The organism is Kribbella speibonae, assembly GCF_004331375.1.
In the GTDB taxonomy this organism is placed as follows: Bacteria; Actinomycetota; Actinomycetes; order Propionibacteriales; family Kribbellaceae; genus Kribbella; species Kribbella sindirgiensis.
Genome location: NZ_SJKC01000004.1, coordinates 376339 through 399532, shown reverse-complemented (window position 1 = coordinate 399532; position 23194 = coordinate 376339). Strand labels below are relative to the sequence as shown.

The window sequence follows — 23194 nt, the reverse complement described above, 5'->3', positions numbered from 1 at the left end:
ACAGGGCGATACGGACAGTTTTCGGTTACTCGTCGGATGCTTCGCCGACCACGTCGGCGATGTCGCGCAGGAGCTTGAGCCGCGCTCTGGCGTCGGCGGGCGACGGAGCGGCCGCCAGTCCGCACGCGGGCGTGATGACGACCTTCTTCAGCAGTTCCGGGTCGAGCCCGAGCTCGCGCCAACGGCGTACGAGCGGGTCAGCCGCCTGCTGGGCGGACGGCAGCGCGCCGGTGGTGGGTACGACGCCGGCGTAGATCGTGGTGCCCGCCTCGGCGGCGATGGCGATCTGGTCCCAGGCCGCGGTGTTCAGCAGAGCCGTGTCGACGGCTACCCCAGTGGCTCCCGACTTGGTGAAGACCTCGATCGGAGGGCGCGCTGCGCAGCAGTGGACGACAGTCGGTGCACCTGTCGTGAAGAGGCTCAGGAGCTCGACAGCACCAGGCCCGTCGACAGACCGGTGCTTGCTCCAACCGGAGGCGGTCGGCACAGCCCCCGCGAGTACGGCGGGCAGCCCGGGCTCATCCACCTGCAGCACGACCTCGGCTCCCGGAACCCGCTTCCGTACGTCGGCCACATGCTGCTGCACACCATCCGCCAGTGCCTGCGCCAGGTCCCGCCGCGCACCGTGGTCCGCCAGCACCTTGTCCCCGCGTGGCCGCTCGACTGCTGCGGCCAGCGTCCACGGCCCGGTGACCTGTACCTTGAGCGGCCCCTCATACCCGTCCGCGTACTCCTCCAGCACGTCCAGGTCTTCCTGCAGCAGCGCCCGCGCCCGCCGCTGGTCCAGACTCGCCCGCGCGTCCCCACCACCGGTCAACCGCCACCCGACCGGCTGCAGGTCAGCAGCGAGCTCCGTCAGTACGGCGACGGTCCGGCTGATCATGTCGCCGTACGGACGCGCCGCCAGCTCAGGCAGGAACGGGAGGTCGACCAACTCGAGTACGGCGCGCATCCACTCGCGGACGTCATCGCCGGGCAGTGAGCCCAGGCCAGTGGTTGTCATACCGCGGCAGCGACTCGCTCGACCGTGTCGATGGTGGCGGAGCCGATCACGCGCGTTCCGTCGTACAACACGACCGCCTGTCCTGGAGCGACCGCTGAGGTCGCCTCCTCGAAGGAGACCCGCACCTGATCGCCCTGGACCGTCGCGGTCACGGGGACCTCTTCGCCGTGGGCGCGGAGCTGGGCTGTGGCGTGCAGGTCGGCCGTCGGCGCCGGGCCGCACCACCGCGGCTTCGACGCGGTCAGCTGCGAGACGGCCAGTTCCGCGCGGGACCCGACGGTCACGGTGCGGTCGATCGGGCTGATGTCCAGGACGAAGCGGGGCTTGCCGTCCGCGGCCGGCGTACCGATCCGCAGGCCCTTGCGCTGGCCGATGGTGAAGCCGTGCGTGCCCTGGTGCTCACCGAGCTTGTTGCCCTGTGCATCGATGATGTCGCCGGGGGCCTGGCCGAGCTGCGTCCCGAGGAAGCCCGCGGTGTCGCCGTCGGCGATGAAGCAGATGTCGTGGCTGTCCGGCTTGGCCGCGACCGACAGCCCGCGCCGCTCGGCCTCCTCGCGCACCTCGGTCTTGACCGTGTCGCCGAGCGGGAAGAACGCGTGCGCGAGCTGCTGCTGCGTCAGTACGCCGAGCACGTACGACTGGTCCTTGGCCGGATCCACCGCCCGATGCAACTCGCGAGCACCGTCAGCGGTGTCGATGATCCGCGCGTAGTGGCCGGTCGCGACGGCGTCGAAGCCGAGCGCGAGCGCCCGGTCCAGGACGGCGCTGAACTTGACCTTCTCGTTGCAGCGCAGGCACGGGTTCGGCGTGCGGCCGGCGGCGTACTCGCTGACGAAGTCCTCGACCACGTCGGCGTGGAACCGCTCGGCCAGGTCCCAGACGTAGAACGGGATGCCGATCACGTCCGCGGCCCGGCGGGCGTCGCGGGAGTCCTCGATCGTGCAGCAGCCGCGGGCGCCGCTGCGGTACGACTGCGGGTTGCGGCTGAGCGCCAGGTGCACTCCGGTCACGTCGTGCCCGGCCTCGGCCATCCGCGCGGCCGCGACCGCGGAATCCACTCCGCCGGACATGGCGGCGAGTACCCGCATCAGGTGTTCCTTCCCACGTTCTGCAGGCCGGCGGACTTCGCGCGCTCCACCACCGGCCCGATGTTGTCCAGGACGGCGTCGATGTCGGCCTGGGTCGAAGTGTGCCCGAGGGTGAACCGGAGCGAGCCGCGGGCCCGCTGGTCGTCGTACCCCATCGCCAGCAGCACGTGGCTCGGCTCGGCGACCCCGGCGTTGCACGCGGATCCGGTCGAGACCTCGATCCCGCGGGCGTCGAGCAGCAGCAACAGCGAGTCACCCTCGCAGTCGCTGAAGGACAAGTGTGCGTTACCGGGCAAGCGGTCCGTCGGGTCCCCCGACAGCAGAGCCCCATCGACGGTGCCGGTGATGCCGCTGATCAGGGTGTCCCGCAGCTCGGTCAGCCGGCGGGCCTCGTCCGCCTGGTGCTTCACCGCGTGCTCGGCCGCCACCGCGAACCCGGCGGTCGCCGGCGCGTCGAGAGTGCCGGACCGTACGTCGCGCTCCTGTCCCCCGCCGTGCAGGATCGGCGTCAGCTGCGTCTCCTTGTGGACGACGAGCGCCCCGATCCCGTACGGACCGCCGAGCTTGTGCGCGGACACCGTCATCGCGTCCACGCCGAGCTCACCGAAGTCCACCGGCACCTGCCCGATCGCCTGCACGGCATCGGTGTGCACGGGTACGCCGTACTCCTGCGCGATCGCCGCGACGTCGGCGACCGGCTGCAGTGTGCCGACCTCGTTGTTGGCCATCATCAACGTGATGAACGACACGGACTCCGGATCGCGCTCGACCGCCCGTCGCACGTCGTCCGGACGGACACGACCCAGCTCGTCGACCGGGAGCCACTCGATCTCGGCGTGCTCGTGCTGACCGAGCCAGACGGCCGGGTCGAGCACCGCGTGGTGCTCGATACCGCTCAGCAGGATCCGGCGCCGGCGCGGATCGGCGGCCAGGCGGGACCACCACAGGCCCTTGAGCGCGAGGTTGTCCGCCTCGGTGCCGCCGGAGGTGAACACGATCTCGCTCGGCTGCGCCCCGAGCGCCGCCGCGATCGACTCGCGCGCCTCCTCGACCGTACGCCGTGCGCACCGGCCGGAGCCGTGCAGTGACGACGCGTTACCGGTCCGGGCGAGGTGATAGGTCATCGCCTCGATCGCGGCCGGGAGCATCGGTGTCGTCGCCGCGTGGTCCAGGTACACCGTGCGGCGGTCGGAAGCAGTCATATCGGTTTCAAGGGTATGTCCGGCACGGATGTTCCCGCTCCTCGGGACTCAACCGAGAGACAGCAACCGGACGGTCCGCTCGTACTCGAACCGGGCGCCGAGCCGCTCGAACCGGGCCGCCGCCTGCTCCAGCAGCTTCTGATCGCGCGGGCGCCGGCCCCGGGCCCGGAGCAGGACCGCCTCGCCCCAGGCGTTCTCGCTCGCTGCCTGATCGAGGTACCCGGGAGCGTCGGCGTCCCCGGCAACGACCGCCAACTCGGCTCCGGCGGCCCGCGCGTACGGGACCCACCAAGGCTCCGGGAACGGCTCGAACGCCTGCTCGATCGCGCGGGCGACCGTGCTGGTCAGCCTGCCGTTCTCGAGGTCGTGCAGCGCCAGGCGGGCCGCGACGAAGGCAGCGTTCGCGGCCAGCGACGGGCCGTCCTTCGCGGCCTCGACCCGGGCCATCTCGAGCGCCCGGTCCTGCCAGACCGGGGCGAGGCCCGTACCGAGCAGTCCGTGGGCCAGTGCCGCGCAGGACGCGCCGGACGCCATCCAGGCGTGCTGCGGGCAGCCGGCGGCGCGCCAGCCGGTCCACATCACCTCGGCCTCCTCGATCGCCTCGTCGAACAGCCCGGCCAACGCGAAGGCGCGCACCCTGCGCGGCGCTGTGATGAACGGGTGCCCCTGCGCCGGATCGTCGGTCGACCTCGCCAGCCGGACCGCCTCGACGAGATCGCCGATCGCGACGGCGGTGGTCGAAGCGACATGGAACGCGTCCACGATCTCCGCGACCGCCCGCGGGTCGTGCCCGGGCAGCGCCGCGGCGAGGGCGAGCCGTTCCTCGGCCGCCGTCCGGGCGTCGCGGAACCGGCCGGCGCCGCCGACCGCGGTTCCGTACGCGTCCAGCGCGTTCATGATCGTCACCGAGTCGCCGGTCCGCCGGGCGGCCGCGACCGCCTCCTCCGCGAGCGGGATGTCGAACCGGTGCATCCAGGCGCGTGCGATCCGAACCGAGGTCGTGTCCGCATCGGGCTCGAGGAGGCTGTCGCCTCGATCGTCAGGAACGGGTACGTCGACCTCATAGCGGTTGAGGAGCATGACGGCCTGGGCCAGCGCGTCCTCGCGGAGCTCGTCGTTGCCCTCGGCGGCCGCGCGTTCCGCGACCTGCAGCATCAGGTGGTACGACTCCGTGCCGTCCGCGATCACCAGCATCGCGTCGGACGCGTCGCGCAGGTCGTCGTACAACTCGGTGGCATTCGCGGCGTGCTTCGCCGCGGCCAGGTAGTGGTCGTGCGCCTCGAGGAAGCGCTTGCGGGCGAAGGTCAGATGGGCGAGCTTGCGGGCGAGACCTCGTACGCCGGCACTCGCCACGCGCAGGTCCGGAGCGAGCAGGTCGAACTCCTCCTGCCACTCCTCCCCCAGCTCCAGCCGCTGCTCCAGCTCGGTGGCCAACTGATCGGCCCACGCCACGTGCAGCGCGGCAACCTCGTCGTACTCGTCCTTGAGCTCCTCGAGCGCAAAGACCCGCACTGTCTCCAGCATCCGCCAACGGCTGGTCCCCGCGTGCTGACCGCGGTACAGCAGGCTCTTGTCGGTCAGCCGGCCGAGGAGGTCGCTCAGCTCGCTCTTTGTGCTGCCCGGCATCACACCGGCGACTGCGGCCAGGTCAAAGCCACCAACGAACACACCCAGCCGTCGGAACAACCGACGCTCGTCGTCACCGAGCAGGTCGTAGCTCCAACCAATCACCTGCGCGAGCGAGCTGTGCCGCTCGTTAGGACCACGTCCTCCGGACAGAAGCCGCATCCGGTCGTCCAGCGCCGCCAGGAGCCCGTCCGGCCCCAGCGACCCGGCACGAGCCGCTGCCAGCTCAATGGCCAGCGGTACGCCGTCCAGCTCGGCACACACCTTCTGCGCAAGGCCACTGTCATCCGCAACCTCAGGCGCGACCAGAGCGGCCCTGTCGCGGAAGAGCTGCTCTGCCTCGGCGCCTAGCGTCAGCGGACCGAGCTGCACCGGCCGCTCCCCCGCCACGCCAAGACGCTCGCGACTCGTGACCAGTACCGCCGTTTCGGTCGCCTCAGTGAGGATGCGGGCGACCAGACCGGCCACGTCGTCCAGCAGGTGCTCGCAGTTGTCCAGGACGAGCAGAGTGCGGCCGCGCTTGAGCCGTTCGAGTACGGCGTCCGCGAGAGTGCGGGGTGGTTGTTCGGTGGCCTGCAGCGCCTCGGCGACCGCAGCGACCACGAAACCAGGACGTACCGGCGCGAGATCGACGACCGCACCGCCGTACGGGTAGTTGTCGGCGACGTCCGCTGCGACCCGCAGAGCCAGACGGGTCTTGCCCACACCACCAGGGCCCAGCAGGCTGACGAGGCGGTTGCTCCCGAGTGCTCTGGTCAGCTCTGCGCGGTCCTGCTCACGTCCGACGAACGTCGTACCCGGTCCAGCCGGCGTAGTGAAGCCAGGTGGCTGGGACTGGGCCACGTCCGCGAGCGCGGCGAGCTCGTGCCGGTCCGCGACGCCGTACTTGCGCAGCAGCGAGGAGATGTGGCTCTCGACGGTCCGGATGCTGATGTGCAGCCGCCGGGCGATCTGTGCGTTCGAGCGGTCGCCCGCGAGTGCCGCGAGTACCTCGGCCTCCCGCGCCGACACGTCCTTCGGACCAGCCATTGGCCCATCATGCGGGATCCGTGGTCCTTCCGTGGCCGCCACGGAGGACTTTCCGTGGCGCCCGCGCCGAGGCTGGAGGCACGAACCTCGGAGATGGGAGAAGACCATGGGACGCGTACTGGTGGACATCACGATGTCACTCGACGGATTCGTCACCGGGCCGGGTGCGGACCTCACGCACGGTCTCGGGATCGGCGGTGATCCGCTGCACGACTGGATCGGCGGCGAGCAGGAGGCCGACCGCGAGGCGATCGAGCGCACTCAGGCGGGGATCGGCGCCGTCCTGATGGGGCGGCGGACGTTCGACCTGATCGACGGGCCGCAGGGGTGGAGCGCCGACGGGTTCAGCGCCGAGCGGCCGGCGATCTACGTGGTGACGTCGAATCCGCCGAGCCGGGTCCGGCTGGACGGCTGGTTCGAGTTCGTACCGGACGGGATCGAGGCGGCGCTCAAGCTGGCACAGGCCGCCGCGGGGACGCGGGACGTGATGATCATGGGTGGCGGGCACCTGTGCCGGCAGTACCTGTACGCCGGGCTGGTCGACGAACTGCGGGTGCACGTCGCGCCGATCGTGCTCGGCGACGGCACCCCGCTGTTCGAGCGGACCACGCTGACACCGATCCGGCTGGTGCCGCGAGAAACCACCAGCACCCCGAACGCGACCCACCTGACGTACGACGTACCTCATCGGGAGCAGTGATGACACAAGAGATCCTCGACCGGCGCGCGACGGCGGTCATCGAAGCCAACAAGTACCTGGCGCTCGGGACGGTCGGAGCGGACGGGCTGCCCTGGGTGACGCCGGTCTACTTCACACCGGACGGGCACGACACGTTCTACTGGGCGTCGTCGCCGAACTCGCTGCACTCGCGCAACCTGGCCGAGCGGCCGGACGTGAGCATCGCGATCTTCGACTCGTCCGTGCCGATCGGTGGAGCGTCGGCGGTGTACATCCGCGCACAGGCGGCGCTCGTGCCGGACGACGAACTGGACGCGGCCGCGACGCTCTACTCCTCGCGGTACGAGGAGCTGCGCCGGTACAACGCCGACGAGCTGCGCGACGACATCCGCCTGTACCGTGCCCGCGCCACCGAACACTGGGTCCTGGTCACGGGCCGCGACCCGGAGTACGGCACCGGCCTCGACTCGCGGCGGCCGGTGTTTGGCCGGTGACCCGCTGACAGGCAATCCTTCCGAAGAGCAACGTACGGATCAGCGGAAGGCTGGAAATGAACGACTGGTGGACCGATCGCAAGCAGAACCAGCAGTTGGAGAGCCTCGCGAGCGAGATGTCGTATGCGCGACATGAGGCCTCCAACCTCCGGTCCCAGTTGTCCCAGATCCAGGGCAGCCTGCAGAGCCGGGTGGACAGCCTGTCGCGAGCATTCGACGCCTTCGTCGAGCTGTCCGACCTCCGCCACGACACGGCCGGCTTCCTCGACGCCGCCGAACTCCGCCGGTACGCCGCGCGGGTCCTCTCCGCGATGGCGTCCGGAACCGAGCTACCGGAGCCCGCTGCACCCGTCGCCCGGTACTGGTTGAGCCCCGCCACCCAAGCGCTGATCTCCCTGCACGCCGCCAAGCCGGACGAGCAGGCGATCAGTACGGCACTGGAGCTCGACCAGCGCCGTACGTCGATCTACCTGTCGCTGGCGTTGGCGGTGCTCGGGCAACGGCACCAGGTGCAGAACGAGTGGCTGGACGTGGCGTTCGGCGTACCGGCCGCGGACGGAACGCTGACCCGGGTACAGCGGGTGCTGTGGACGACTGCTGCGCGTGGTGGCTTCGGAGCCGACGGTCTGGAGCTCGTGGTGAAGCGGCTGCAGTCGGCCGCGTCTCCCGACGGCAACTGGCTGTCGAAACTCGAGAACCGCGGCAGCTCGAGCCGCTCGAGCGGTCCGCGTCTCAAGGCGACCCAAGACCAGGATGAAGCCGCGGACCGGTTGAGCCGGACCCGCAACGCCGTCGAGGCGATCCTCGCCAACACCGAGGCCCGCGAGCCCGACCCTGACCTGGCCTACCCAGAGGCCCGTAAGACCGACAGCACCCCGGCCGATGCCAAGTCGTCCCGCCGCGACACCAAGTCGTCCGGGCGCGGCGCCGACGACGAGCCCGCCGAGGACAGCGCCGCGGCCATGCTGCGGCTGCTGATCTCCGAAGGCAGCGAGCCGGAGCGCGAGACGCTGGCCCGCATCGCCGTACTGCGTGCACGCGTCACCGGGGCTGCCGAGGCCGCCGCCCACGGGCTCGACGACTCCGCCGGCGCTGTCGACGCACTGCTCGCCGAGGACCTCAGCCTGTCGGCCGACCCGCACCTGTCGACCGCCGCGCTGCGCGTCGTCGGCCCGTTGGCGCTGCCCGCGGTCGAGACCGTGGCGCAGACCGCTGACCGCCCGGCGCCGTCGGAGGTCTCCGTCGACAGCGGCGCGCACACGATCACCATCCGCGCCGACGGAGCTGACCAGCTCGAACTCGGCAAGGCGACGTCGGCGCTCACCGCGTCCGCGGGCGTCATGAGCACCGCGGACCGCGCCACCCCGATCGGTCTGCTGGTGGGCGGCGCGGTGGTCGCGGTCGGGCTCGGGCTGCTCCTGCACTGGTTCTGGATCGTGGTCGGCCTGGTCGTGATGGCCTTCGGCCTGAACAGCTACGTCAAGCTGCGGCGCGCCATCGACGCCGACAAGACCAGAGCCGCCGGAGAGGTCACCAACCTCAACGAACGCTGCGACTCGGCCGCCGCCGCCCTCGCGAGCTACCTCAAGAACACCGACACCCGCAAGGCCGCCATCGCCGACGACCTGTCCACCATCCGCCAGGAACTGACGGCCTGACCCAAGCCTTCAACGCAACAGCCCGGCTCGCGAGGCGAGCCGGGCTGTTGCGTGGTGTTGTGAGGGTCAGGACTTGCGCTTGGTGACCTCTTCGGTGGCGGTGGGGAGGACCTTGTGGAGGTCGCCGACCACGCCGAAGTCGACCAGTTCGAAGATCGGGGCCTCGGGGTCCTTGTTGACCGCGACGATCGTCTTCGAGGTCTGCATACCGGCACGGTGCTGGATCGCGCCGGAGATACCGGCCGCGACGTACAGCTGCGGCGACACCGTCTTACCCGTCTGGCCGACCTGGTAGGCGTGCGGGTACCAGCCCGAGTCCACCGCCGCGCGGGACGCGCCGACGGCCGCACCGAGCGAGTCGGCGAACGCCTCGATCGGACCGAAGTCACCGCCGGTACCGCGGCCACCGGACACGATGATCGCGGCCTCGGTCAGCTCCGGACGGCCCGTGGCCTCCCGCGGCTTGGAGTCGGTGATCCGCGCGGTCTTGGCGGTGTCGGAGATCGTGACGTCGAACTCCTCCACCTCCGGCGAGGCGTCAGCGGCCTCCGGCGTGGCGGCGTTCGGCTTGACGGTGATGATCGGCGTGCCGTGGGTGATCTTCGACTGGACAGTGAAGTTGCCCGCGAACACCGACTGTGTGGTGACAGGACCGGCCTGTACGTCGACGGCGTCGGTGATCAGGCCCGAGTCCAGCTTGACCGCCAGACGCGCGGCGATCTCCTTGCCCTCGGCGTTCGACGAGATCAGGATCGCCGACGGCTCGATCTTCGCCGCGACCTGCGCCAGCGCCTCGGCCTTCGGAGCCACCAGGAACTGCGTGAGCTCCGGGTTGGACAGGGCGATCACCTTGGTCGCGCCGTACTGCCCCAGGGCCGGCAGGGCCGCCTGCACCTCAGCGTCACCAGTGCCGATGAAGACGGCGACCGGCTCGCCCAGGCGGCGGGCGATCGTGAGGAGCTCGGCGGTCGTCTTGCGGACCGTGCCCGCGGTGTGGTCAACGAGAACCAGAACGTTCGACATAACTAGACCCGCACCCCTCAGAGGAACTTGTTCGTGGACAGGAACTCGACCAGGCCGGCGGCGCCGCTGCCGTCCTCGTCGGTGACGATCGTGCCGGCGGTCCGCGCCGGACGGGCGGTCACCTCGACCACCTCGGTCCACGCCGACGAACCGCCCACCTGCTCCGCGGTCAGCTCGAGGTCGGCCAGCGACCAGGTCTCGACCGGCTTCTTCTTCGCGGCCATGATCCCCTTGAACGACGGGTACCGCGGCTCGTTCGCCTGGTCGGACACCGACAGCACCAGCGGCAGCGTGCCCTCGATCGTCTCGCTCGCGGTGTCACCGTCACGGCGGATCCGCACGGTCTGCCCGTCGACGGTCACCTCCGAGCCCAGCGTCACGGCCGGCAGCCCGAGCCGCTCCGACACCATCGCCGGGACGACGCCCATGCCGCCGTCGGTCGACCCCATGCCGAACACGACCAGGTCAGCCTCCAGCTTGCCCAGCGCCTTGGACAGGATCAGCGAGGTGGCGACCGCGTCCGAACCATGGATCGCGTCGTCGAGCACGTGGACACCGGCGTCGGCGCCCATCTGCAGGCCCTTCTTCACCGCGTCCGCGGCCTGCTCCGGACCGACCGTGAGAACGGTCACTTCGGCGTCTCCGGCCTCCTTGACAGTGAGCGCGGTCTCGACGGCATACTCGTCCAGCTCGGACAGCAGCCCGTCGACACCCGCACGGTCCACCGTGTTGTCCTCCGAGCGGAAGCGGCGGTCCGCGGTGGCATCCGGCACGAACTTCGCGCAGACGACGATCTTCATAGCGTGTGGGACCCCTTCTGGTTAACGGTCTCTGCCAAGCCTGCCACGAATGTTACTCGCGAGAAACATAACCCCGGTGCGAGTCCCATCACAGTCCGCAGGGCACCGGCTGACACTCCGGCACCGTACTGACGCACCCTAGTCTGAGCCACGTGATCCATGACGCACTGCGCAGGGCCGTAGACGGTCAGCATCGTCGTTCAGCGCGCCACGCTGGTACCTGGTCACCACGACACAATCACGTGCATCGCGGAACCACATGTCCGCAGTGACGATAGTCGCCAGAAACTGTCAGAGGCCAGGTGCAAGATGTTGAGCCATGGACACAGCCATCAGTTCGGCGCGGTACACCTACCGTCTGCGTGTCGGATCAGCCGCGGAGCGGTTGCTGCAGTCGGAGTGGGACCGATGCCGTTGGGTGTGGAACCAGTGCGTCGCGGAGGCGAGAGCGGCATATCAGCGCGGCGAGAAGATCGGGCCCGCGACACTGGACAAGATGTGCACCGGCTGGCGCGCCACACGCGAGTGGCTGCGGGCCGGCGCGTCGATGCCGCAGAGGCAGATCATCCGGGACTTCGGCAAGTCGCGTGCCAAGGCGATCAAGGACATCGCCGAAAAGATCCCGATGCGCCGTCGTGCGGGCATGCCGGACTTCAAGAGGAAGAACCTGGCGGAGCCAAGCCTCAACTACACGCGCAACGGTTTCCGTCTCAAGGACCACAAGCTCAACCTTGTCGGTCACATCACCGTCAACCTGGTCTGGTCGCGGGAGTTGCCATCGGTGCCGTCGAGTGTCCGTGTCTATCGCGACTCACTCGGTCACTGGTACGCGTCGTTCGTCGTCCAGCCACAGGTGCAGCCGCTGCCGAAAACAGGTGGGGTCCTCGGAGTCGACTGGGGTGTCAAGGACATCGCGACGACGACCAGCGACGACCATGACTTGCCACACCCCGGTTTCGGGAAGAAGACCGCCGCAGAACTGGCAGCTGTCGACAAAGCCGTATCGCGACGCCGCCGGCCGAAGGGGCAGTTGCGAAGCAACGGTTACCTGCAGGCGAAGAAGCGGCGAGCGCGGCTACTGAAGAAGGTCTCCCGGCAGCGGCAGGACTATGCCCGCAAGTGGGCGAAGAAAGTTGTCCGTGACCACGACTGTCTGGCTGTCGAGGACTTCCGTCCGAAGTTCCTGGCCAGGTCCACGATGGCGAAGAAGGCCGCTGACGCCGCCATCGCAGCTACCAAGCAAGCCCTCATCGACATGGGCCACAAGCACGGCAGGACCGTCCTGCTGGTACACCCCGCGCACACCACGATGGACTGCGGACAATGCGGAGCGAGAGCCAAGCACGCATTGCCGCTGGGTGAGCGCATGTACACCTGCACCGCGTGCGGGGCAGTCTCACCGCGAGACAAGAACTCCGCGCGCGTCATGCTCAACCGGGCAGGTCTGAACCCGGATGGTGCCGATCGCAGAAGACCCGTTCAGTCGCCGACTGGAAAGGCAGTGTGAGCCATGAATCCCGATGTCGCTACTGGTGGGCCGAACCCTCGCCCTTCAGAGTGGGGAGCAGTCAAGTTACCGCTGACCGGTGAGAGGACCGCGCCCGGGATCTGGCACGAGAACTATTGGTTCGCGCGTCACGACGCCGCCTATCGCTGGATCACGGCCCACCTGCCGATCGGGACCGGCCGGATCCTCGACGCCGGCTGCGGCGAGGGCTACGGCGCGGAACTGCTCCGGCTCGCCGGAGCGAGCCGTGGCAACACAGTGACCGGTCTCGACTATGAAGATACGACGTTGCGGCACGTCCGCCGCGTTTATCCACAGGTCAATCCCGCGCGCGGCAATCTCGTCCAGACACCCTTCAAGGACAAGGCTTTCACGACCGTCACGTCGTTGCAGACGATCGAGCACCTCTGGGAGCAGCCGCGGTTCATTGCCGAGTGCGCGCGCATCCTCGCGCCCGGCGGGACGTTGGTCCTGAGTACGCCGAACCGCCTGACCTTCCCGAGCGGGAACTGGTACCACACGCGCGAACTCACCGCCGCCGAGTTCGTCGAACTGCTCGAGCCGCACTTCGAGATCACGCACCAGCTCGGACTCCACCACGGCGCCCGGCTGACGTCCTGGGAGACGCAGTACGGCTCCTGTGTGGACGCCCAGCTCGCCGCGCCGCACGATCAGTGGGACGACAATCTGACCGAGCTGGTGCGGAGTACGACGTACGAGGACTTCGAGATCCGCCCAGGAAACCTGGACGAATCTCTCGATCTCGTTCTGGTGGCCCAACAGAAGAACTAGGGCCGGATGATCTTCTCGACGATCTTGCCGGCGATCAGGTAGACCAGCGCCGCGATCCCCCAGTTCACCAGCAGGGTGTTCTTCGCGGTCTCCAGCCGGAACAGGTCCTTGAACGGGCCGACCAGGTCGTGCCCGCGCTCCAGGATCCAGCGCACGATCTCGTTGCTCTGGTTGGTCTGGTCGAGCGCCGTGAACAGCGCACCGAGCGCGAGCACCGCGGCCGCGAGCACCGCGGCCAGCCAGATCAGCGACGCGATCAGGTTGCGCAGCTTCCGGACACCGGAACCGACCGAGGTCAGCGCCTGCTTGCCCATCCCGGGTCCCGACGAGCTCTTCGCGGCCGGTTTGTTGCCCGAGGCACCGGTCGGCTTCCCGGCCGGGGCTGCCGCACTGGCAGCGGCGGCCGGCTTGTCAGCGGCAGCGGCATCCGGTGCCGGGCCGTCAGGGCGACCGGGCGCGGCGTCCTCCGAGCCGGCCGCGTCCGTCGCCGGGGTCTCGGCCGCGGCCTTCTCCCGGGCCCGCTGTTCCGCCACGATCTCCGCCGCCGTCCTCGGCCGGGCCGTCTTCGTCGCGGTCGCCGTCCCCGAACCGCCCGTGCCGGTCACAGAGCCGGTCTCCGTGGCAGGAGTGGTCTCCGCCTTGCCGGCTTCGGCGGCCGTGTTCGATTCAGCCTTCTCGTCCTGCGTACCCACGTCGTCCATCTCCTCAGCCGGGGTGCGTTCCTCGTCCGTGGCCACGGCGGCGGCCGGCGGTCTCCTCCGCCGGCTGACCGGGACCGGGCGTGGCGACAACCGGCGGCGCGCGCCCGCAACCGGTGCCGCTGCCGTACTGCCGTCCACTGTGCCGTCCGCAGTGTTGTCCACTGCCTGTGCTTCCGGGTTCACGCTGGTGTTCACGCCCATGTCTGACTCGTTCGTTTCAAGCACTGGTTCCAACGTAGCGCTGCGGGCTACCACTGGCTCGGTGACGATCGGCACCGGGTCGACCGCGCGGGTCCTCGCCTGCGTGATCGAGCCGTCCGCCGCGGCCTGGTCGAGCGACGACCGGGCACCGTGATCGGCCCCGATCCGGTCCGCCACGCTACTTCTCCTCTCCGAATGCTCTTCAGCTGCTCATCAGGTCGTGGGCGTCCGACCGGATGTGGGGGCCATAGTGCCCGACTGGTGAGTAACTTGAGAACCCCTCACGCTCTCTTTTTCACCATCTGCTTCTACCCCATCACCGCCCGCATCGCCGGGCGCCACGCTCCGGGAAGGTGCAGCCGGCTTTTCGGGAGCGGCCGGCTTCTCGGGCGGAGGCGGCTCGCCGGACCGCAGCAGATCGGCGGTCCGGTCGTTCGCCGCGGCCAGGCCGGCCAGGTACCTGCGGCGCTCGGCGTCGGCCTCGTACCGCTCGGCGCGGTCGCCGAGGACCTTGGCCGGTACGCCGGCCGCGATCGCGTACGCCGGGATGTTGCCGCGGGCAACGCTGTTGGCGCCGATCACCACCCCGCGGCCGATATCGGCGCCCCGGGTGACCGTGACCTTCGTGGCCAGCCAGCAGTCCGGACCGATCCGGACCGGCGACTTCACCAGCCCCTGGTCCTTGATCGGCAGCCCCAGGTCCTCGGTCTTGTGGTCGAAGTCGCAGATGTAGGTCCAGTCCGCGATCAGCGTCGACGCACCGATCTCGATGTCCAGGTAGCAGTTCACCGTGACGTCGCGGGCGAACACCACCTTGTCGCCGATCCGCAGCGTCCCTTCGTGCGCGCGCAGCCGGGTCTCGTCACCGAGATGCACCCACTTGCCGAGCACGATCCGCCCGTGACCGGGCCGGGCCACGATCTCCAGATGCTTGCCGAGGAACACGAAACCCTCGGTGATCACCTGCGGGTGCCGCAGCTTGAACCAGGCGAACCGCCAGTAGCGCTTCAGGTAGTACGGCGTCCACGCCCGATGGCGCACCACCCAGCGCAGATTCGCCACGGACAGCAACCGCATCGACACACCCTACTGCTTGTCCTACTGCTTGCCGGCAACCCCAGTGATCGAGACGTTGTAGTACAGCTCGTCCGGGACGACCGACGACAACGCCTTGTCCACCTTCGACAACTGCAGCCACGACCTGTACGCGAACATCCGCCACCCGAACCCGAGCTTCTGCTCCGGTACGGCGGCCTCGAACGTGCGGATCGGCCACCCGACCCACGCGGCCAGCAGCTCCTCGGTGACAGTCTTCACCTGATCGGCGCCGGCGCGCGACGCCATCCGCGCCAGTGTGTCCGGGTCGAACGTGTGCAGGTCCACGACCGCTTCGAGCGCGGCCGCCCGCGACGACTCGTCGAGCTCCTCCTGCGGCCGCCGCCAGTGCGCGAGCGCGGGCAGCTTGGTCACGTTGGTGGTCGCCCACCAGGTGAACCGGGACAGTCGCCGGGCCACGAAGTCGCCGTACCGGGTGGGCTCGCCGCAGATCACGAAGCGCCCGCCCGGCTTGAGGACGCGGAGCATCTCGCGGAACGCCAGCTCGACGTCCGGGATGTGGTGGATGACCGCGTGCCCGATGACGAGGTCGAAGGTGTCGTCGTCGTACGGCAGCTTCTCGGCGTCGGCGACCTTGCCCTCGATCGCGAACCCGAGGGTCTTCGCGTTCTTCTTCGCGGCCTCGACCATGCCGGGCGAGAGGTCGGTGACGTGCGCCTCGTCGAGGACGCCGGCCAGCTTGAGGTTGAGCGTGAAGAAGCCGGTGCCGGCGCCGATCTCGAGCGTCTTGCCGTACGGCCAGCCGCGCGACCCGGCGACCGCGACGAAGCGGTCCCGGGCGTAGTCGACACAGCGCTCGTCGTACGAGATCGACCACTTCTCGTCGTACGTCGACGCTTCCCAGTCGTGGTACAGCACCTGGGCGAGCTTGTTGTCGTTCCAGGCCGCCTCGACTTCTTCGGCAGACGCGGCGGGCTTAGAGGTAGCAGACATCAGATTCCCTTGAACTCGGCCTTACCCGGGCCGTTCTCGACGAAGGACTTCATCCCGATCGCGCGGTCCTCGGTGGCGAACAGCGCCGCGAACTGCTGGCGCTCGATCTCCAGCCCGGTGGTGAGGTCGACGCCCAGCCCGGAGTCGATCGACTCCTTGGCCGCGCGCAGCGCCATCGCCGCGCCGCGGGAGAACTGCGACGCCCAGGCAACGGCCGCGTCGTACACGTCGGCGGCCGGGACCACCTTGTCGACGAGGCCGATCCGGAGCGACTCCTCGGCGTCCACGAAGCGACCGGTGTAGATCAGGTCCTTGGCCTTCGACGGGCCGACCAGGCGGGACAGCCGCTGGGTGCCGCCGGCACCCGGGATGATGCCGAGCAGGATCTCCGGCTGGCCGAGCTTGGCGTCCTCGGCGGCGATCCGGTAGTCGGCGCAGAGCGCGAGCTCACAGCCGCCGCCGAGCGCGTACCCGGTGATCGCGGCGACGGTCGGCTTCGGGATCGCGGCGACCGCGCTGAGTGAGGACTGCAGCGGACCGGAGCGCTTGGCCATGTCGGCGTACGACATGTCGGCCATCTCCTTGATGTCCGCACCGGCCGCGAACACCCGCTCGCCGCCGTAGATCACCACGGCGCGAACGGCGTCGTCGGCCGTCGCCTCGAGCGCGGCGGCCCGGATCTCCTCCTGGACCTGGACGTTCAGCGCGTTCATCTTCGGCCGATCCAGCCGGATCGTGCCAACACCTTCACTCACGGTGAGGTTGACGAACTCGCCCATGCGTCCACTCCCTACGGTTCCCGGGGCTTACCGGTCGGTCACATCCCCGGGAACCGTACCTGACAGGAGCGGGACCTTAAACATCCACCGCCTGGCCGGAGGCCGCGGAGCGGCGGGCGGCGTCGACGATCTTCAGCGTGCGGAGGCCGACAGCGCCGTCCGGTTGCGGTACGACGGCCGGCGCCTGGCCGGGCTGCGCCGGGCCGGAGGTGCGGACGGCGTCCAGGAACGTGTCGAGCAGCGACGCGTCCAGGTTGCCACCGATCGCGAGGAAGACCTCGCCCCCGGCGTCGGTGCCGCCGACGTGCGCGACGAACGGCTCGATCTCCACGGACCCGTTCGTACCGGTCACCTGCAGCGACACACCGCCCCAGGTCGGGCCGTTGTCCGGAACGCTCCACGAGCAGTCGATGGTTGCCAGCAGCCCGTTGTCGTAGTTGATCGTCACCAGACCGCCCGTCTCCACCTCCACACCCTTGTCCTGGTGCAGGATCCGGTTCGCGGCGGCGTACACGCGGGTGGCGGACGCGCCACCGGTCAGGCCGTCGATCAGGTCCGCGCAGTGCACGGTGTGGTCGACGAGCGCTCCCCCGCCGGCCAGTTTCGCGTCGGTGAACCACTGGCGGGCGGCGTACGGGATCTTCCCGTTGTTGGTGCCGAGGATCGCGAACACGTCACCGAGCCGGCCGGCCTCCACGTTCGCCCGCAGCTGCGCGTACGCCGGCGAGAACCGGACCGGGTACGCGATCATCAGGATCGTCCCGGCGGCCTCGCAGGCCGCGAGCATGGCCTCGCCGTCCGCGACCTCGGTGGCCAGCGGCTTCTCGCACAGGACATGCGCCCCGACGGCGGCGGCCCGCTCGACGAGCTCGCGGTGGCCCGAGTTCTCGGACGTCACCACGACCGCGTCGGGTCCCCACGCGAACAGTTCGTCGTACGAGTCGACGTACGGAATGCCGAACTGTGCGGCGAACTCGGCTCCGCGCGGACCGGGGTCCGGCGCGCCGGCGCCGTCGGGGTCCGCGGACAGTACGTCGATACCGGGCAACGTCGCGAGCAGGTGCGCGTACGAACCCGCGTGGACGTGCGCGAACGAAGCGATCGCAACCTTCAGCGTCATGCCACTGCTCCCGTCGAGACGAAGGTCTTCATGTCGATCGGCTGACCGGACTCCATCGACGCGCGCGCCGCCTCGGCCAGGTAGACCGCGGTCGCACCGTCCGACGCGAGCACGCGCGGCTCCGGTCCGCCCCGCAGACCGATCGCGAACTCCCGCAGCTGGGTCAGGTACGGGCTCTCGCCCAGCGCCGACTCGGGAATCAGCAGGTCGCCGGCCGCGCCGCCGTTCTGCAGCTCTTCCCTGTAACCCGTGTCGCCGTCGGACTTGAACTTCAGTACGCCGCTCGCGCCCGCGACCGAGAAGCCGGTCTGGAACGTCGTACCGGTCGCGCCCCAGGTCGCGCGGCAGTGACTGATCGCACCGGACTCGTGCGTCAGCGTCACGTGCGCCGCCACGTTGACGGGGCTGACACCGTCGACGGTCGGCGGGTTCTGGACGGCGTACACCGTGGTGACCTCGCCGCACAGCCAGCGCGCCTGGTCGAGGTCGTGCACCATCAGGTCCATGATCACGCCACCGGACCGGGCCACGTCGCGGTACCAGCCCGCACCGGCCGGCGACGACGCCTGACGGTAGAACCGCGCCACCGCGACCTCACCGATCCGTCCGGCCTGGATCGCGTCGTACGCCGCCTTGTACGCCGGGAACCACCGCACCACGTGCGCCGGGTACAACCGGACGCCGGCCGCCGCGGCCGCGTCGATCACCTCGTGCGAGTCGGCCGCCGTGAGCGTCAGCGGCTTCTCGCAGATCACGTTCTTGCCCGCCGCGATCGCGGCCAGCGTGATCTCCTTGTGGGTCGCCGACGGCGTGACGATGTCGACGAACTCGGCCTGTGCCAGCAGTTCGTCCCGCGTCGCCACGACCTCCAGCCCGTACTCCTGCGCGAGTTCCTCGGCGCCCTCGAGGGAATAGACCAGGACGCGAGCGCCGACGGCCTTCCAGGACGCGGCGTGGATGCGCGAGATGTTGCCCGCGCCGATCAGACCGACGGTCAGACCGGCCAACTCTTCCGACATGTGTTCCCCTGGGGGTGGGTAAATTAGTAACGGTCCTTGCGTATCACTGCGCACAGGCGTTCGCAACTACCGTCTCACGAACAAAACCACCTCACTATCGTGAACTCACGCCGTACTGTGCAGAATGACCCGGTGAAAGAAGCGACCGCCGCCCCGAGCGCTCCGGGTTCGTCCCCCGAGACCGGTCCGCGTCCAGGGGCAGTGGTCCAGACCGATGGGACCACCTTCACGCTGTGGGCCCCGGCCGCGGAACGGGTCGAGCTGGCCCTGGTCGCGGACGACGGCAGCCAGCGGAACCTGGACCTGACGCACACCGGCGAGTTCTGGACCGGGTTCGTTCCGGGTGTCGGCGCCGGCCAGCGGTACGGGTACCGCGTGCACGGTCCTTTCGACCCGTCGCACGGTCTGCGCTTCAACCCGTCGAAGCTGCTGCTCGACCCGTACGCGCGGGCCGTGGACGGGGCCCTGGACTACACGAGCCCGGTGATTTACGACTCCTCCGACGGCGACTCGGCCGGGCATGTGCCGGTCGGTGTGGTGGTCGCCGACTCCGCACCGCCGCCGCCGATCAGCAAGCCGGTGCACTGGGGCGAGACGGTCATCTACGAGCTGCACACGAAGGGGTTCACGAAGCTGCATCCCGACGTACCCGAGCACCAGCGCGGCACGTACGCCGGTCTCGCGCATCCGTCGGTGATCAAGTATCTGACCGAGCTCGGGGTGACGTCGGTGGAACTGTTGCCGATCCACCACTTCCTCACCGAGCCGGCGATCGCGGCGCGCGGCCTGCCGAACTACTGGGGCTACAACACACTCGGGTTCTTCGCGCCGCACGCGCCGTACTCGTCGTCCGGGACCCGCGGGGAGCAGGTGACCGAGTTCAAGGCGATGGTCGCCGCGTTCCATGCCGCGGGCATCGAAGTGATCCTCGACGTGGTCTACAACCACACCGCCGAGGGCGGCTTCGACGGACCGACGCTGAGCTTCCGCGGGATCGACAACCGCGCGTACTACCGGCTGACCCACGGGGCCGCCATGTACGACGTGACCGGTACCGGCAACTCGGTCGACACCTCCCACCCGCACGTCCGGCGGCTGCTGATGGACTCGCTGCGGTACTGGGTCGAGGAGATGGGCGTCGACGGGTTCCGGTTCGACCTCGCCGTGACGCTGGTGCGCAACGAGCGGCACGAGGTCGACATCCCCGACCACCCGTTCCTCGCCGAGGTCGCCGCCGACCCGGTACTCGGCCGGGTGAAGCTGATCTCCGAGCCGTGGGACATCGGGCCGTTCGGCTATCAGGTGGGCAACTTCGGGCCGCCGTGGTCGGAGTGGAACGGTAAATTCCGCGACAGCGTGCGCGACGTCTGGCGCAACACCTCCGACGGCGTGAAGGACCTCGCCTACCGGCTGTCGGGATCCAGCGACCTGTACGGCGACGACGGGCGCTACCCGTACGCGTCGATCAACTTCGTCACCGCGCACGACGGGTTCACGCTGCGGGACCTGGTCAGCTACGACCACAAGCACAACGACGCGAACCACGAGGACAACCGGGACGGGACCGACGACAACCGGTCCTGGAACTGCGGCGTCGAGGGCGAGACCGACGACGCCGGCGTGATCGCGTTGCGCAAGCAGCAGATGGCGAACCTGATGTCGACGCTGATCCTGTCCACCGGCGTGCCGATGATCACCGCCGGGGACGAGTGCGGGCGGACGCAGGGCGGCAACAACAACGCGTACTGCCAGGACAGCCCACTGTCCTGGTTCGACTGGTCGCTACCGGCGGCGTGGTCCGATCACCTGGAGCTGACGAAGAAGCTGCTGGCCCTGCGCGCCGCCCACCCCGCGCTGCGGCAGTGGCACTACTTCTCCGGGCAGCCTGTTGTGTCCGGTGGCCGCAAGGACCTGTCGTGGATCGCTCCGCACGGCGGGGAGATGACCGACGCGGACTGGTTCGATGGGAACCTGCGGACGATCGGCATGTTCCTGCGCGGCGACGCGTTGCGGGCCACCGACGCGGAGGGCAACGCCCTGACCGACAGCTCGTTCCTGCTCGCTCTCAACGCGACAGCGGAAACGAGGAACGTCGTCGTACCGGATGCGTCGTGGGCACCCGCGTACGAGGTGGTTCTGGACACCAGCAAGAGCATGGTGACCGAGGTGGAAGCCGGTGCGACGGTACCGCTCGCCCCACGCTGTTTGGTGCTGCTGCGCGCTCTCTGAGGTCGTTAACCTTCCCCCTGTACATTCGGCGGTCACCTGCTGTTCATGTACTGGGGGGACCGATGACACCGATCGGAGCGCTGCACCGCGCGATCATGCGCTGGGGTGAGGCCGAGCGGACCGGTTCGCGGCTCGCGATCCAGCGCTGGGTCGACGGCGTCGCGTACGTCGACGTACAGGCGCGCACGTACGCGGAGTACTGGACCCAGCAGAACACGTCGGCGCTCTCGGCTGACGGACCGCTCTGGGTCGTGCTCGGCGACTCCACCGCACAGGGCCTCGGCGCCTCGTCGCCGCTGCACGGGTACGTCGGCCAAGTCCTGAACGCCCTGCGCCGGAAGGGGACGCCGTGGCGGGTGCTGAACCTGTCGCGGTCCGGTGCGCAGACGCGGCACGTGCTGGAGGATCAGCTGCCGTTGCTGGACGGTCTGACGCCGGCACTGGTCACCTGCGGCATCGGCAACAACGACATCCTCGCGACGCCGCCAAAGCATTTCCGCGACCACCTGCGGCAGATGATCGACCGGCTGCCCTCTTCCTCCGTTGTCATGGACCTGACCGTTCCGGACCGCCTGTGGCGGGTCGGTGGAGCTGTCAGCCCGTATGTCTCGGGAATCAACCAGCTGATCAGCAACTCAGCCACCTCCCGTGGCCTGCCGGTTGCCGAGGTGTCCCGCTACGCCAGGCCGCCGTGGCGCGGCATGCTCGCGCCCGACGCCTTCCACCCCAACAACCTCGGCTACCGCCGCCACGCCGACGCCCTACTGGCTGCGCTCCCTCAGCAGCTCTTGCAGCCGGTCTAGCGTCTTACTGCTCTCCTGCCGCACCCTGATCGGGACGATCGCGGCACGGCCGGGTACGCGGATGCCGCCGGTCAGAGCTACTCGCGTGCCACCCCCTGGCTCGGCGGCGATCGCCATGCCGATGATCAGGAAGCGGCTCTGCAACCAGCACCACCCGGGGCGCAACTGACCGGTCAACCGGGCACGTTGGCCGCGCTTGCCTGTCGCGCGGATCACGACGTGGTCGCCGTCCCGCTCCTCGAGCGTCGCCTCGACGAGGTCCGCCTGAATGCTGGCGAACACATCGAGGTCGGCGAGCATCTCCATCACCTGATCCGGTGCTGCCGGAAGTACGCGTTCGGTGATCGCTGCACCCGGCACGCCCGCTGCCAGCGCGCGGAACCGCTCCACGTCAGTCAGTTCAACCTGCGGCCAGTTCATGAGCTCCACGCCTTCCGAAAGCTTGCCCGCGCACGGTGCAGCCGCGACTTCGCCGTACCCGACGGGACATCGAGTACGGCGGCCGCTGCCTGTTCGTCCATTCCTTCGAGATCCCGCAGCACCAGGACCGCCCGATGCTCGGGCGACAGCCTCCTCAGGACGTCCTGTACGTCGATTGCGAGCTGCGGATCGTCCGCGGCCGGCAGATCGGTGAGTTCGGCGGGATGTTGACGCCGCCCGCGGCGCGCGACCCGGACGGCTTCCCGGACGGCGATCGCCCGCGCCCAGCCGAACAACGCCGCCGGTTCCTGCAGGCTGTGCAGGTTCCGGAAGATGGCGATCAGCGCTTCCTGCGCCGCGTCGGCCCCGTCGTTCAGCGCGATCGGCCCGCAGATCCTCCCGACGTACGGCGTCAACGCATCGAGCACCTCGTTCATCGCGACCGTGTCACCACGTTGCGCCGCGCGAATCAGAGGTTCCTCGATCATCTGGAGAATTCTGGCACCAGCGGCCGGTGCGCTCGGAGGAGCTTCAGATCAGCTACGCACAGCGCGACGCAGAGCGGGGTGTAGAGGAGCAGGTTGAGCCAGTAGAACGCCGTACCCGTGTGAACCGTGCCTGTGATCCAGACCAGTCCAACAGCGGCCCGTGCGGCTAGCCCGGCCACCAGTCCGGCGACCACGAGCCGGCTGAGCTTCCACCTTGCGCTCGTCAGAAGGGCGCCTGCCAGCAGGAGGTGCAGTGCGGCCAGTGGAAGGACGACAGCGGGGCCGAAGCTCACCTGCATGTTGAGGACAGTCAGCGAGAGGCTGCGCTCATCCGCTGCGGGCCAGATGGCGCCTGTCGCCCAGTAGACATGTACTGCCGCAAGCAGGACGTGTGCGCTCGCGGAGACCTTGCGAGAATCCATCTCGACTCCTTCTCGGATGTACGTGACATCTCCGAAGAGGAGCCGTTCGGTCGGGACGTTCC

At 69.3% G+C, this 23194-nt stretch carries 22 protein-coding genes; 7 read left to right on the top strand and 15 right to left on the bottom strand.

The annotated features are described in order from the left end of the window. Nucleotides 1-25 precede the first annotated feature (25 nt). From E0H92_RS29880 to E0H92_RS29865, 4 genes are read right to left on the bottom strand one after another with little or no spacing between them, the layout of a single operon-like run. A complete protein-coding gene (locus tag E0H92_RS29880) occupies nucleotides 26-1003 on the bottom strand; it encodes a uroporphyrinogen decarboxylase/cobalamine-independent methonine synthase family protein (protein WP_131498614.1) in 978 nt (325 codons plus the stop codon). Further along, nucleotides 1000-2091, bottom strand: coding sequence for a tRNA 2-thiouridine(34) synthase MnmA (mnmA, locus tag E0H92_RS29875; protein ID WP_131498613.1), 1092 nt, complete (start codon nucleotides 2089-2091; stop codon nucleotides 1000-1002). Before mnmA ends, E0H92_RS29880 begins: the two co-directional genes overlap by 4 nt. Continuing rightward, nucleotides 2091-3293, bottom strand: coding sequence for a cysteine desulfurase family protein (locus tag E0H92_RS29870; protein WP_131498612.1), 1203 nt, complete (start codon nucleotides 3291-3293; stop codon nucleotides 2091-2093). Before E0H92_RS29870 ends, mnmA begins: the two co-directional genes overlap by 1 nt. Before the next feature lie 48 nt (nucleotides 3294-3341). Beyond that, nucleotides 3342-5948 (bottom strand): ATP-binding protein, encoded by a 2607-nt coding sequence (locus E0H92_RS29865; RefSeq protein ID WP_165550101.1) that lies wholly within the window; start codon nucleotides 5946-5948, stop codon nucleotides 3342-3344. Nucleotides 5949-6054: 106 nt separating this feature from the next. Between E0H92_RS29865 and E0H92_RS29860 the strand changes: the two genes are divergently transcribed. The 3 genes from E0H92_RS29860 to E0H92_RS29850 are packed head-to-tail and all read left to right on the top strand — an operon-like array spanning nucleotide 6055 to nucleotide 8779. After that, on the top strand, nucleotides 6055-6648 hold the full coding sequence (locus E0H92_RS29860; RefSeq protein ID WP_131463743.1) for a dihydrofolate reductase family protein: 594 nt from the start codon (nucleotides 6055-6057) through the stop codon (nucleotides 6646-6648). After that, on the top strand, nucleotides 6648-7121 hold the full coding sequence (locus E0H92_RS29855) for a pyridoxamine 5'-phosphate oxidase family protein (RefSeq protein WP_131463741.1): 474 nt from the start codon (nucleotides 6648-6650) through the stop codon (nucleotides 7119-7121). Before E0H92_RS29860 ends, E0H92_RS29855 begins: the two co-directional genes overlap by 1 nt. A gap of 56 nt (nucleotides 7122-7177) precedes the next feature. Further along, on the top strand, nucleotides 7178-8779 hold the full coding sequence (locus E0H92_RS29850; protein ID WP_131463739.1) for a hypothetical protein: 1602 nt from the start codon (nucleotides 7178-7180) through the stop codon (nucleotides 8777-8779). 66 nt (nucleotides 8780-8845) lie between these two features. Here E0H92_RS29850 and E0H92_RS29845 read toward each other — a convergent pair whose 3' ends face one another. Together E0H92_RS29845 and E0H92_RS29840 are read right to left on the bottom strand one after the other, a co-directional pair. After that, nucleotides 8846-9802, bottom strand: coding sequence for an electron transfer flavoprotein subunit alpha/FixB family protein (locus tag E0H92_RS29845; protein ID WP_131498610.1), 957 nt, complete (start codon nucleotides 9800-9802; stop codon nucleotides 8846-8848). 17 nt (nucleotides 9803-9819) lie between these two features. Further along, nucleotides 9820-10602, bottom strand: a complete 783-nt coding sequence (locus tag E0H92_RS29840; RefSeq protein WP_131291607.1) for an electron transfer flavoprotein subunit beta/FixA family protein — start codon at nucleotides 10600-10602, stop codon at nucleotides 9820-9822. A gap of 319 nt (nucleotides 10603-10921) precedes the next feature. On the opposite strand from E0H92_RS29840, the gene E0H92_RS29835 reads away from it, so the two are divergent. Both E0H92_RS29835 and E0H92_RS29830 read left to right on the top strand, forming a co-directional pair. Then, complete coding sequence (locus E0H92_RS29835; RefSeq protein WP_131498609.1) at nucleotides 10922-12109, top strand: RNA-guided endonuclease InsQ/TnpB family protein; 1188 nt, start codon at nucleotides 10922-10924, stop codon at nucleotides 12107-12109. 3 nt (nucleotides 12110-12112) lie between these two features. Then, complete coding sequence (locus E0H92_RS29830) at nucleotides 12113-12901, top strand: class I SAM-dependent methyltransferase (protein ID WP_131498608.1); 789 nt, start codon at nucleotides 12113-12115, stop codon at nucleotides 12899-12901. Here the strand turns inward: E0H92_RS29830 and E0H92_RS29825 are convergent. From E0H92_RS29825 to E0H92_RS29800, 6 genes are all read right to left on the bottom strand, one after another. After that, nucleotides 12898-13980 carry a hypothetical protein gene (locus E0H92_RS29825; RefSeq protein WP_131463733.1) on the bottom strand — a complete coding sequence of 361 codons (1083 nt, stop codon included), beginning with the start codon at nucleotides 13978-13980 and terminating at the stop codon, nucleotides 12898-12900. The genes E0H92_RS29830 and E0H92_RS29825 overlap by 4 nt on opposite strands. Nucleotides 13981-14016: 36 nt before the next feature. Beyond that, the gene (locus E0H92_RS29820; protein ID WP_131463731.1) at nucleotides 14017-14880 is read right to left on the bottom strand and encodes an acyltransferase; all 864 of its coding nucleotides are present in this window, start codon (nucleotides 14878-14880) and stop codon (nucleotides 14017-14019) included. 21 nt (nucleotides 14881-14901) lie between these two features. Further along, nucleotides 14902-15852, bottom strand: a complete 951-nt coding sequence (locus E0H92_RS29815; protein WP_131498607.1) for a class I SAM-dependent methyltransferase — start codon at nucleotides 15850-15852, stop codon at nucleotides 14902-14904. Then, nucleotides 15852-16631 carry an enoyl-CoA hydratase/isomerase family protein gene (locus tag E0H92_RS29810; protein ID WP_131463727.1) on the bottom strand — a complete coding sequence of 260 codons (780 nt, stop codon included), beginning with the start codon at nucleotides 16629-16631 and terminating at the stop codon, nucleotides 15852-15854. The genes E0H92_RS29815 and E0H92_RS29810 overlap by 1 nt, the downstream gene beginning before the upstream one ends. Nucleotides 16632-16707: 76 nt before the next feature. Next, on the bottom strand, nucleotides 16708-17751 hold the full coding sequence (locus E0H92_RS29805; protein ID WP_131498606.1) for a Gfo/Idh/MocA family protein: 1044 nt from the start codon (nucleotides 17749-17751) through the stop codon (nucleotides 16708-16710). Then, nucleotides 17748-18770 (bottom strand): Gfo/Idh/MocA family protein, encoded by a 1023-nt coding sequence (locus E0H92_RS29800; protein WP_131463723.1) that lies wholly within the window; start codon nucleotides 18768-18770, stop codon nucleotides 17748-17750. The genes E0H92_RS29805 and E0H92_RS29800 overlap by 4 nt, the downstream gene beginning before the upstream one ends. Nucleotides 18771-18971: 201 nt before the next feature. Between E0H92_RS29800 and glgX the strand changes: the two genes are divergently transcribed. Both glgX and E0H92_RS29790 read left to right on the top strand, forming a co-directional pair. Further along, entirely contained in the window at nucleotides 18972-20999 is a 2028-nt protein-coding gene (glgX, locus tag E0H92_RS29795) for a glycogen debranching protein GlgX (protein WP_420843843.1), read from the top strand. A 62-nt stretch (nucleotides 21000-21061) separates the two neighbouring features. Further along, nucleotides 21062-21802 (top strand): SGNH/GDSL hydrolase family protein, encoded by a 741-nt coding sequence (locus E0H92_RS29790; RefSeq protein ID WP_131498604.1) that lies wholly within the window; start codon nucleotides 21062-21064, stop codon nucleotides 21800-21802. Here E0H92_RS29790 and E0H92_RS29785 read toward each other — a convergent pair. Genes E0H92_RS29785 through E0H92_RS29775 form a run of 3 tightly spaced genes read right to left on the bottom strand, consistent with a single transcriptional unit; the run spans nucleotide 21761 to nucleotide 23132 of the window. After that, nucleotides 21761-22222: a hypothetical protein gene (locus tag E0H92_RS29785; protein ID WP_202873905.1), complete on the bottom strand. Its 462-nt coding sequence runs from the start codon at nucleotides 22220-22222 to the stop codon at nucleotides 21761-21763. The two genes, E0H92_RS29790 and E0H92_RS29785, sit on opposite strands and share 42 nt — an antisense overlap. Then, nucleotides 22219-22710 (bottom strand): RNA polymerase sigma factor, encoded by a 492-nt coding sequence (locus tag E0H92_RS29780; protein WP_131498603.1) that lies wholly within the window; start codon nucleotides 22708-22710, stop codon nucleotides 22219-22221. Before E0H92_RS29780 ends, E0H92_RS29785 begins: the two co-directional genes overlap by 4 nt. Next, nucleotides 22707-23132, bottom strand: coding sequence for a DUF3995 domain-containing protein (locus tag E0H92_RS29775; RefSeq protein WP_131498602.1), 426 nt, complete (start codon nucleotides 23130-23132; stop codon nucleotides 22707-22709). Before E0H92_RS29775 ends, E0H92_RS29780 begins: the two co-directional genes overlap by 4 nt. Between the last annotated feature and the right edge of the window lie 62 nt (nucleotides 23133-23194).

Bases quoted from the DNA above. Each gene is read 5' to 3' on its own strand.
- E0H92_RS29775 (WP_131498602.1), bottom strand. From the start codon at position 23,132: ATGGATTCTCGCAAGGTCTCCGCGAGCGCACACGTCCTGCTTGCGGCA.
- E0H92_RS29820 (WP_131463731.1), bottom strand. From the start codon at position 14,880: ATGCGGTTGCTGTCCGTGGCGAATCTGCGCTGGGTGGTGCGCCATCGG.
- E0H92_RS29815 (WP_131498607.1), bottom strand. From the start codon at position 15,852: ATGTCTGCTACCTCTAAGCCCGCCGCGTCTGCCGAAGAAGTCGAGGCG.
- E0H92_RS29805 (WP_131498606.1), bottom strand. From the start codon at position 17,751: ATGACGCTGAAGGTTGCGATCGCTTCGTTCGCGCACGTCCACGCGGGT.
- E0H92_RS29870 (WP_131498612.1), bottom strand. From the start codon at position 3,293: ATGACTGCTTCCGACCGCCGCACGGTGTACCTGGACCACGCGGCGACG.
- E0H92_RS29780 (WP_131498603.1), bottom strand. From the start codon at position 22,710: ATGATCGAGGAACCTCTGATTCGCGCGGCGCAACGTGGTGACACGGTC.
- E0H92_RS29800 (WP_131463723.1), bottom strand. From the start codon at position 18,770: ATGTCGGAAGAGTTGGCCGGTCTGACCGTCGGTCTGATCGGCGCGGGC.
- E0H92_RS29810 (WP_131463727.1), bottom strand. From the start codon at position 16,631: ATGGGCGAGTTCGTCAACCTCACCGTGAGTGAAGGTGTTGGCACGATC.
- E0H92_RS29785 (WP_202873905.1), bottom strand. From the start codon at position 22,222: ATGAACTGGCCGCAGGTTGAACTGACTGACGTGGAGCGGTTCCGCGCG.
- E0H92_RS29790 (WP_131498604.1), top strand. From the start codon at position 21,062: ATGACACCGATCGGAGCGCTGCACCGCGCGATCATGCGCTGGGGTGAG.
- mnmA (WP_131498613.1), bottom strand. From the start codon at position 2,091: ATGCGGGTACTCGCCGCCATGTCCGGCGGAGTGGATTCCGCGGTCGCG.
- E0H92_RS29865 (WP_165550101.1), bottom strand. From the start codon at position 5,948: ATGGCTGGTCCGAAGGACGTGTCGGCGCGGGAGGCCGAGGTACTCGCG.
- E0H92_RS29855 (WP_131463741.1), top strand. From the start codon at position 6,648: ATGACACAAGAGATCCTCGACCGGCGCGCGACGGCGGTCATCGAAGCC.
- E0H92_RS29835 (WP_131498609.1), top strand. From the start codon at position 10,922: ATGGACACAGCCATCAGTTCGGCGCGGTACACCTACCGTCTGCGTGTC.
- E0H92_RS29860 (WP_131463743.1), top strand. From the start codon at position 6,055: ATGGGACGCGTACTGGTGGACATCACGATGTCACTCGACGGATTCGTC.
- E0H92_RS29850 (WP_131463739.1), top strand. From the start codon at position 7,178: ATGAACGACTGGTGGACCGATCGCAAGCAGAACCAGCAGTTGGAGAGC.
- E0H92_RS29880 (WP_131498614.1), bottom strand. From the start codon at position 1,003: ATGACAACCACTGGCCTGGGCTCACTGCCCGGCGATGACGTCCGCGAG.
- E0H92_RS29840 (WP_131291607.1), bottom strand. From the start codon at position 10,602: ATGAAGATCGTCGTCTGCGCGAAGTTCGTGCCGGATGCCACCGCGGAC.
- E0H92_RS29845 (WP_131498610.1), bottom strand. From the start codon at position 9,802: ATGTCGAACGTTCTGGTTCTCGTTGACCACACCGCGGGCACGGTCCGC.
- E0H92_RS29830 (WP_131498608.1), top strand. From the start codon at position 12,113: ATGAATCCCGATGTCGCTACTGGTGGGCCGAACCCTCGCCCTTCAGAG.